General features: G+C 61.8%; 5 protein-coding genes and 2 rRNA genes (1 of these 7 cut by a window edge). 5 read left to right on the forward strand and 2 right to left on the reverse strand.

Annotated features, from left to right (window positions below):
* Nucleotides 1–72: 72 nt before the first annotated feature.
* The 5 genes from FURADRAFT_RS19600 (at nt 73) to murA (ending at nt 4,208) form a co-directional block, all read left to right on the forward strand.
* Nucleotides 73–720: a TetR family transcriptional regulator gene (locus FURADRAFT_RS19600; RefSeq protein ID WP_008955911.1), complete on the forward strand. Its 648-nt coding sequence runs from the start codon at nt 73–75 to the stop codon at nt 718–720.
* A gap of 43 nt (nt 721–763) precedes the next feature.
* Entirely contained in the window at nt 764–1,666 is a 903-nt protein-coding gene (locus FURADRAFT_RS19605; protein ID WP_008955912.1) for an ABC transporter ATP-binding protein, read from the forward strand.
* Entirely contained in the window at nt 1,666–2,421 is a 756-nt protein-coding gene (locus FURADRAFT_RS19610) for an ABC transporter permease (protein WP_008955913.1), read from the forward strand. Before FURADRAFT_RS19605 ends, FURADRAFT_RS19610 begins: the two co-directional genes overlap by 1 nt.
* Before the next feature lie 24 nt (nt 2,422–2,445).
* Nucleotides 2,446–2,694: a BolA family protein gene (locus FURADRAFT_RS19615; protein WP_008955914.1), complete on the forward strand. Its 249-nt coding sequence runs from the start codon at nt 2,446–2,448 to the stop codon at nt 2,692–2,694.
* A gap of 260 nt (nt 2,695–2,954) precedes the next feature.
* Nucleotides 2,955–4,208, forward strand: a complete 1,254-nt coding sequence (gene murA, locus FURADRAFT_RS19620; RefSeq protein ID WP_008955915.1) for a UDP-N-acetylglucosamine 1-carboxyvinyltransferase — start codon at nt 2,955–2,957, stop codon at nt 4,206–4,208.
* Nucleotides 4,209–4,436: 228 nt separating this feature from the next.
* Here murA and rrf read toward each other — a convergent pair.
* A 5S ribosomal RNA gene (gene rrf, locus FURADRAFT_RS19625) occupies nt 4,437–4,550 on the reverse strand.
* A gap of 118 nt (nt 4,551–4,668) precedes the next feature.
* Nucleotides 4,669–6,180: ribosomal RNA gene (locus FURADRAFT_RS19630) — 23S ribosomal RNA — on the reverse strand; it runs 1,379 nt beyond the window's last position.

Consider the following 6,180-nt stretch of genomic DNA (forward strand, 5'->3'; position numbering starts at 1 on the left):
TTCTCTTATAACCAGTAGGCTAATCGCCGGCCGGCCGTTAAACTCGGCGGTTGTATCAAACCACCGAGCACCATGGCACGTCGCACCCGAGAAGAAGCCGAGCAAACCCGCTGTCGCATCCTGGATACCGCCGAGGCGCTGTTCAGCACGCATGGCGTTTCCCGTACCACCCTGGCGACCATCGCCAGCGCCGCCGGCCTTACCCGGGGTGCCGTCTACTGGCATTTCGAGAACAAGCTCGACCTGTACCGTGCCATGCTCGACCGCATCATCCCCAACTTCGACACCCACCTCGACGAACTCAAGGCCGGTGCCGTACACAACCCGGCGGCGGCGTTGTGGAGATTCAGCAACAGCCTGCTGCGCTCGGTCACCCTCGACGCCCGCCTGCAGCGGGTACTGCAGGTGATCTTCCTGCGCACCGAGCATGTCGACGAACTGGCCCCGGTGCAGGACGAATGCATCGCCAAGATGCGCGAGGCCCACTCCACCCTGACCCAGATCCTGCTGGCCGCACAGGCTCGCGGCCAGCTGCAGCCGCAGGTGCAGCCGGTGATGGCGGCACAGTCGCTGCAGGCTCTGCACGACGGCCTGTTGCGCATCTGGCTGGCCGACGCGCAACGCTTCGACCTCGCACGCGATACCCCGGCACTGTTGTCCTGCCTCTACGCAGGACTGTTCAAGCCCGAGGTACTGGAACAACTTTCCCCCCACCCCTGAGCCGGCAGTATAATTGTCACCTTTTACCCGATCCCCAGCCACCATGGTCCCGGCCATCGACATTTCCGCGGTCAGCAGACGTTTCGGCCAACTGCTGGCCCTCGACAACGTCAGCTTCCGCGTCGAACCCGGCGAATTCTTCGCCCTGCTCGGCCCCAACGGCGCCGGCAAAACCACGCTCATTTCCGCCATGGCGGGCCTGACGCGCCCGGACAGCGGCACCATCCGCATCATGGGTCACGACGTGGTCAGCGACTACAAGGCGGCGCGCCAGAGCCTGGGGGTGGTTCCGCAGGAACTGGTGTTCGACCCCTTCCTGACGGTGCGCGAGACGTTGCGCTTCCAGTCCGGCTACTTCGGCCTGACGCGTAACGACGCCTGGCTGGATGAGCTGCTGTTCAAGCTCGGCCTCTCCGACAAGGCCGACGTCAACATGCGCGCGCTGTCCGGCGGCATGAAGCGGCGCGTGATGGTGGCCCAGGCGCTGGTGCACCGCCCGCCGGTGATCGTGCTGGACGAGCCCACCGCCGGCGTCGACGTCGAGCTGCGCCAGAGCCTGTGGAGCTTCGTGCAGGAGCTCAACCATGCCGGCCATACCATCGTGCTCACCACGCACTACCTGGAAGAGGCCGAGGCCCTGTGCAACCGCATCGCGATGCTGAAGAAGGGCCGTCTGGTCGCGCTGGAAACCAAGGACAAGCTGCTCGCACGCAGCAACGAGCGCGACGTCGCCCTGAAGCTGTCGTCCGACTTGCCGGCGAGCCTCGAAGCGCTGCGGCTGCGCCAGGAGGACGGCCGCCACATCCTGCGCCTGCCCGAACTCGGCGCGCTGGAGGGCGTGCTGGCCACGCTACGCCAGGCTAGCGTCGAGGTGCGCGAACTGAGCATGATCGAAGTCGATCTGGAAGACGTCTTCGTACACATGATGCAAGGGGGGGCCAACTGATGCAGGGCTTCCTCACCCTGTTCCGCAAGGAACTCGTCCGCTTCTGGAAGGTCTCCTTCCAGACCGTGGCGGCGCCGGTGCTCACCGCGCTGCTGTATCAGCTGATTTTCGCCCACGTCCTGTCGAAGCACGTCGAAGCCTACCCCGGGGTGAGCTACAGCGCCTTCCTGATCCCCGGCCTGGCGATGATGTCGATGGCGCAGAATGCCTTCGCCAACAGCTCGTCCAGCCTGATCCAGTCCAAGATCACCGGCAACATCGTGTTCCTGCTGCTGCCGCCGCTGACCGCGCTGGAGTTCTTCGCCGCCTACCTGCTGGCCGCGATGGTGCGCGGGCTCGCCGTGGGTGCCGGCGTCCTGCTGGTGACGTCCTGGTTCGGTCTCGGCCTGCCCACGCACCCGCTGTGGGTGCTGATCTTCGCCCTGCTGGGCTCGGCGGTCCTCGGCACCTTGGGCGTCATCGCCGGCATCTGGGCCGAGAAGTTCGACCAGCTGGCGGCGTTCCAGAATTTTTTGATCATGCCGCTCACCTTCCTGTCCGGGGTGTTCTACTCGATCCACAGCCTGCCGGGTTTCTGGCGTGCCGCATCGCACGTCAACCCGGTGTTCTACATGATCGACGGCTTCCGCTACGGCTTCTTCGGCCAGGCCGACATCAGCCCCTGGCTGTCGCTCGGCGTGGTCGGCGCCAGTTTCATTTTGCTGTCCGCTCTGGCATTGTGGCTGCTTCATCGTGGCTACAAGCTCAGACACTAGGATAGTTCGCAAGGATCACACAGCATGGCTACTACCGAACAAGTCAAACAGTACATCGCCGCCGGCCTCGACTGCACCCATCTCGAGGTGGAAGGCGACGGCCACCACTTCTACGCCGTCGTGGTATCGGAGGCCTTTGCCGGCAAGCGCCTGATCGACCGGCACCGCCTGGTCAAGGAAGTGATCAAGGAACAGTTGCAAAGCAACGAGATCCACGCGCTCTCCATCGTCAAGGCGCAAACGCCGGAAGAGTGGGCGAAACAGCAAGGCTAGCCCCAGGCTGCAGCCGTGACCCGCCGCATTGGCGGTAGCACACCGCAGGGCGTCTCTCGCGCCGCCTTGCGGTGACAGCTTAACGAGGCGCGACATCGCCGTGCGGTGGTGTCGCCTCCACCAAGGCCAAGCGCCCCGCTTGCAATCCGTGGCGCTACCCGCTTGGCCAATGACTGACTCTGACCTGCGCGACCACGCCAAGCCCCCCAAGCAGGGCACTTGGCGCGGCTCGTATGCCGGTTCACCACAGGCTCTAACTCATGGACAAACTGCTCATCCGCGGCAACGGCCCGCTCAATGGCGAAATCCGCGTCTCCGGCGCCAAGAATGCCGCCCTGCCCATCCTGTGCGCCAGCCTGCTGACCGCCGACACGCTCAGGCTCAGCAATGTACCGATGCTGCGCGACGTCTCCACCACCCAGAAGCTGCTGCAGGGCATGGGAGCGCGCGTCATGACCGACAACGTGCACGAGGTCGAGATCACCGGCGCCGGCATCAACAACCTGGTCGCCCCCTACGAGCTGGTCAAGACCATGCGCGCCTCGATCCTGGTGCTGGGCCCGACCCTGGCGCGCTTCGGCGAGGCCACCGTCAGCCTACCCGGCGGCTGTGCCATCGGCAGCCGTCCGATCGAACAACACATCAAGGGCTTGGTCGCAATGGGTGCCGACGTCACCATCGAACACGGCTACGTCAAGGCCACGGCGAAGCGCCTGCGCGGCGCCCGCGTGGTGATGGACATGGTCACCGTGACCGGCACCGAGAACCTGCTGATGGCCGCGGTGCTGGCCGACGGCACCACGATCCTGGAAAATGCCGCGCGCGAGCCGGAAGTCACTGACCTCGCCCTGTGCCTGAACAAGATGGGTGCCCGCATCAGCGGCATCGGTAGCGACCGCCTGGTGATCGAAGGCGTCGAAGCGTTGCATGGCGCCGATCACGCCATCATGCCGGACCGCATCGAGGCCGGCACCTTCCTGGTCGCCGCCGCCGCCACACAGGGCCACGTCGTGCTGCGTAACGCCGCGCCGCTCACCATGGACGCCATTCTCGACAAATTGGTCGAAGCCGGCGCCGTGGTCGAAGCCGGCGACGACTGGATCTCGCTCGACATGAAGCGCCGTCCCAAGTCGGTCAACCTGCGCACGCTGCCCTACCCGGCGTTCCCGACCGACATGCAGGCCCAGTTCATGACCCTCAACGCCATCGCCGACGGCGCCGCGATGATGACCGAGACCATCTTCGAAAACCGCTTCATGCACGTGCCGGAACTCAACCGCATGGGCGCCAAGATCGATATCGAGGGCAACACCGCCGTGGTCAAGGGCGTCGAGCGCCTGTCCGGCGCCACCGTCATGGCGACCGACCTGCGCGCCTCGGCCAGCCTGGTGATCGCCGGCCTGGTCGCTGACGGCGAAACCGTGGTCGACCGCATCTACCACCTCGATCGCGGCTACGAACACATCGAACAGAAACTCAACGGCGTCGGCGCCCAGATCGAGCGCATCAGCTGATCGCCAAACCCCATGCACAACCACACCCCGCCAGGCACAGCCGGCGGGGTATTTTTTTAACAAAGCCACGCGACGCTTCGGCCAACCTCGGCCTGCAGCCGCAGCTCAATCCGGCCTGTTTCTTTACTGACCTGTGGAGAATGAAGAGAGGTGGGCGCGGTGGAGGACGCATTCCGCCGGCGCAAAGCAAAAAGCCCAGCTCGGATGAGCTGGGCTTTTATAAGGGGAGTCTGGCGGTGTCCTACTTTCACACGGCAATGCCGCACTATCATCGGCGCTAAGGCGTTTCACGGTCCTGTTCGGGATGGGAAGGGGTGGGACCACCTCGCTAAGGCCGCCAGACATAAACTGTCAACAAACTAGAAGAAGCCTGGAAGCCAGCTGGCTTCCATTTCGAATTGGGTAATCGATCGTACGTCGCACTCTCTATTCACCGCGTGGCCCAAGCCACTCAAATGATAGGATCAAGCCTCACGAGCAATTAGTATCGGTTAGCTTCACGCCTCACAGCGCTTCCACACCCGACCTATCAACGTCCTGGTCTCGAACGACTCTTCAGGAGGGTCAAGCCCTCAGGGAAGTCTCATCTTCAGGCGAGTTTCCCGCTTAGATGCTTTCAGCGGTTATCTCTTCCGAACTTAGCTACCCGGCAATGCCACTGGCGTGACAACCGGTACACCAGAGGTTCGTCCACTCCGGTCCTCTCGTACTAGGAGCAGCCCCCGTCAAACTTCCAACGCCCACTGCAGATAGGGACCAAACTGTCTCACGACGTTTTGAACCCAGCTCACGTACCACTTTAAATGGCGAACAGCCATACCCTTGGGACCGGCTACAGCCCCAGGATGTGATGAGCCGACATCGAGGTGCCAAACTCCGCCGTCGATGTGAACTCTTGGGCGGAATCAGCCTGTTATCCCCGGAGTACCTTTTATCCGTTGAGCGATGGCCCTTCCATTCAGAACCACCGGATCACTATGTCCTGCTTTCGCACCTGCTCGACTTGTCGGTCTCGCAGTTAAGCCACCTTATGCCATTGCACTATCAGCACGATTTCCGACCGTACCTAGGTGACCTTCGAACTCCTCCGTTACACTTTGGGAGGAGACCGCCCCAGTCAAACTGCCTACCATGCACTGTCCCCGATCCGGATCACGGACCAAGGTTAGAACCTCAAACACACCAGGGTGGTATTTCAAGGACGGCTCCACTGAAACTAGCGTCTCAGCTTCATAGCCTCCCACCTATCCTACACAAGTCTGTTCAAAGTCCAATGCAAAGCTACAGTAAAGGTTCACGGGGTCTTTCCGTCTAGCAGCGGGGAGATTGCATCTTCACAAACATTTCAACTTCGCTGAGTCTCAGGAGGAGACAGTGTGGCCATCGTTACGCCATTCGTGCGGGTCGGAACTTACCCGACAAGGAATTTCGCTACCTTAGGACCGTTATAGTTACGGCCGCCGTTTACCGGGGCTTCGATCAAGAGCTTGCACCCCATCACTTAACCTTCCGGCACCGGGCAGGCGTCACACCGTATACGTCCACTTTCGTGTTGGCACAGTGCTGTGTTTTTGATAAACAGTCGCAGCCACCGATTCTCTGCGACCTCTCGAGGCTTCGAACGCGAGGTCCTACACCTTAAGAGGCATACCTTCTCCCGAAGTTACGGTATCAATTTGCCGAGTTCCTTCTCCTGAGTTCTCTCAAGCGCCTTAGAATTTTCATCCTGCCCACCTGTGTCGGTTTGCGGTACGGTTCTCGTATAGCTGAAGCTTAGTGGCTTTTCCTGGAAGCGTGGTATCAGTCACTTCGGTTCCGTAGAACCTCGTTATCACGTCTCGGTGTTAACAAAGGAGCGGATTTGCCTACTCCTTCCACCTACCGGCTTGAACCAGGGCATCCAACACCTGGCTGACCTAACCTTCTCCGTCCCCACATCGCACTATACGAAAGTACGGGAATATTGACCCGT

It is taken from the genome of Pseudogulbenkiania ferrooxidans 2002 (assembly GCF_000174355.1).
Taxonomy (GTDB): domain Bacteria; phylum Pseudomonadota; class Gammaproteobacteria; order Burkholderiales; family Chromobacteriaceae; genus Pseudogulbenkiania; species Pseudogulbenkiania ferrooxidans.

Coding starts and splice junctions, on each gene's coding strand:
- FURADRAFT_RS19600 (WP_008955911.1), top strand. CDS start 73: ATGGCACGTCGCACCCGAGAAGAAGCCGAGCAAACCCGCTGTCGCATC.
- FURADRAFT_RS19605 (WP_008955912.1), top strand. CDS start 764: ATGGTCCCGGCCATCGACATTTCCGCGGTCAGCAGACGTTTCGGCCAA.
- FURADRAFT_RS19610 (WP_008955913.1), top strand. CDS start 1,666: ATGCAGGGCTTCCTCACCCTGTTCCGCAAGGAACTCGTCCGCTTCTGG.
- murA (WP_008955915.1), top strand. CDS start 2,955: ATGGACAAACTGCTCATCCGCGGCAACGGCCCGCTCAATGGCGAAATC.
- FURADRAFT_RS19615 (WP_008955914.1), top strand. CDS start 2,446: ATGGCTACTACCGAACAAGTCAAACAGTACATCGCCGCCGGCCTCGAC.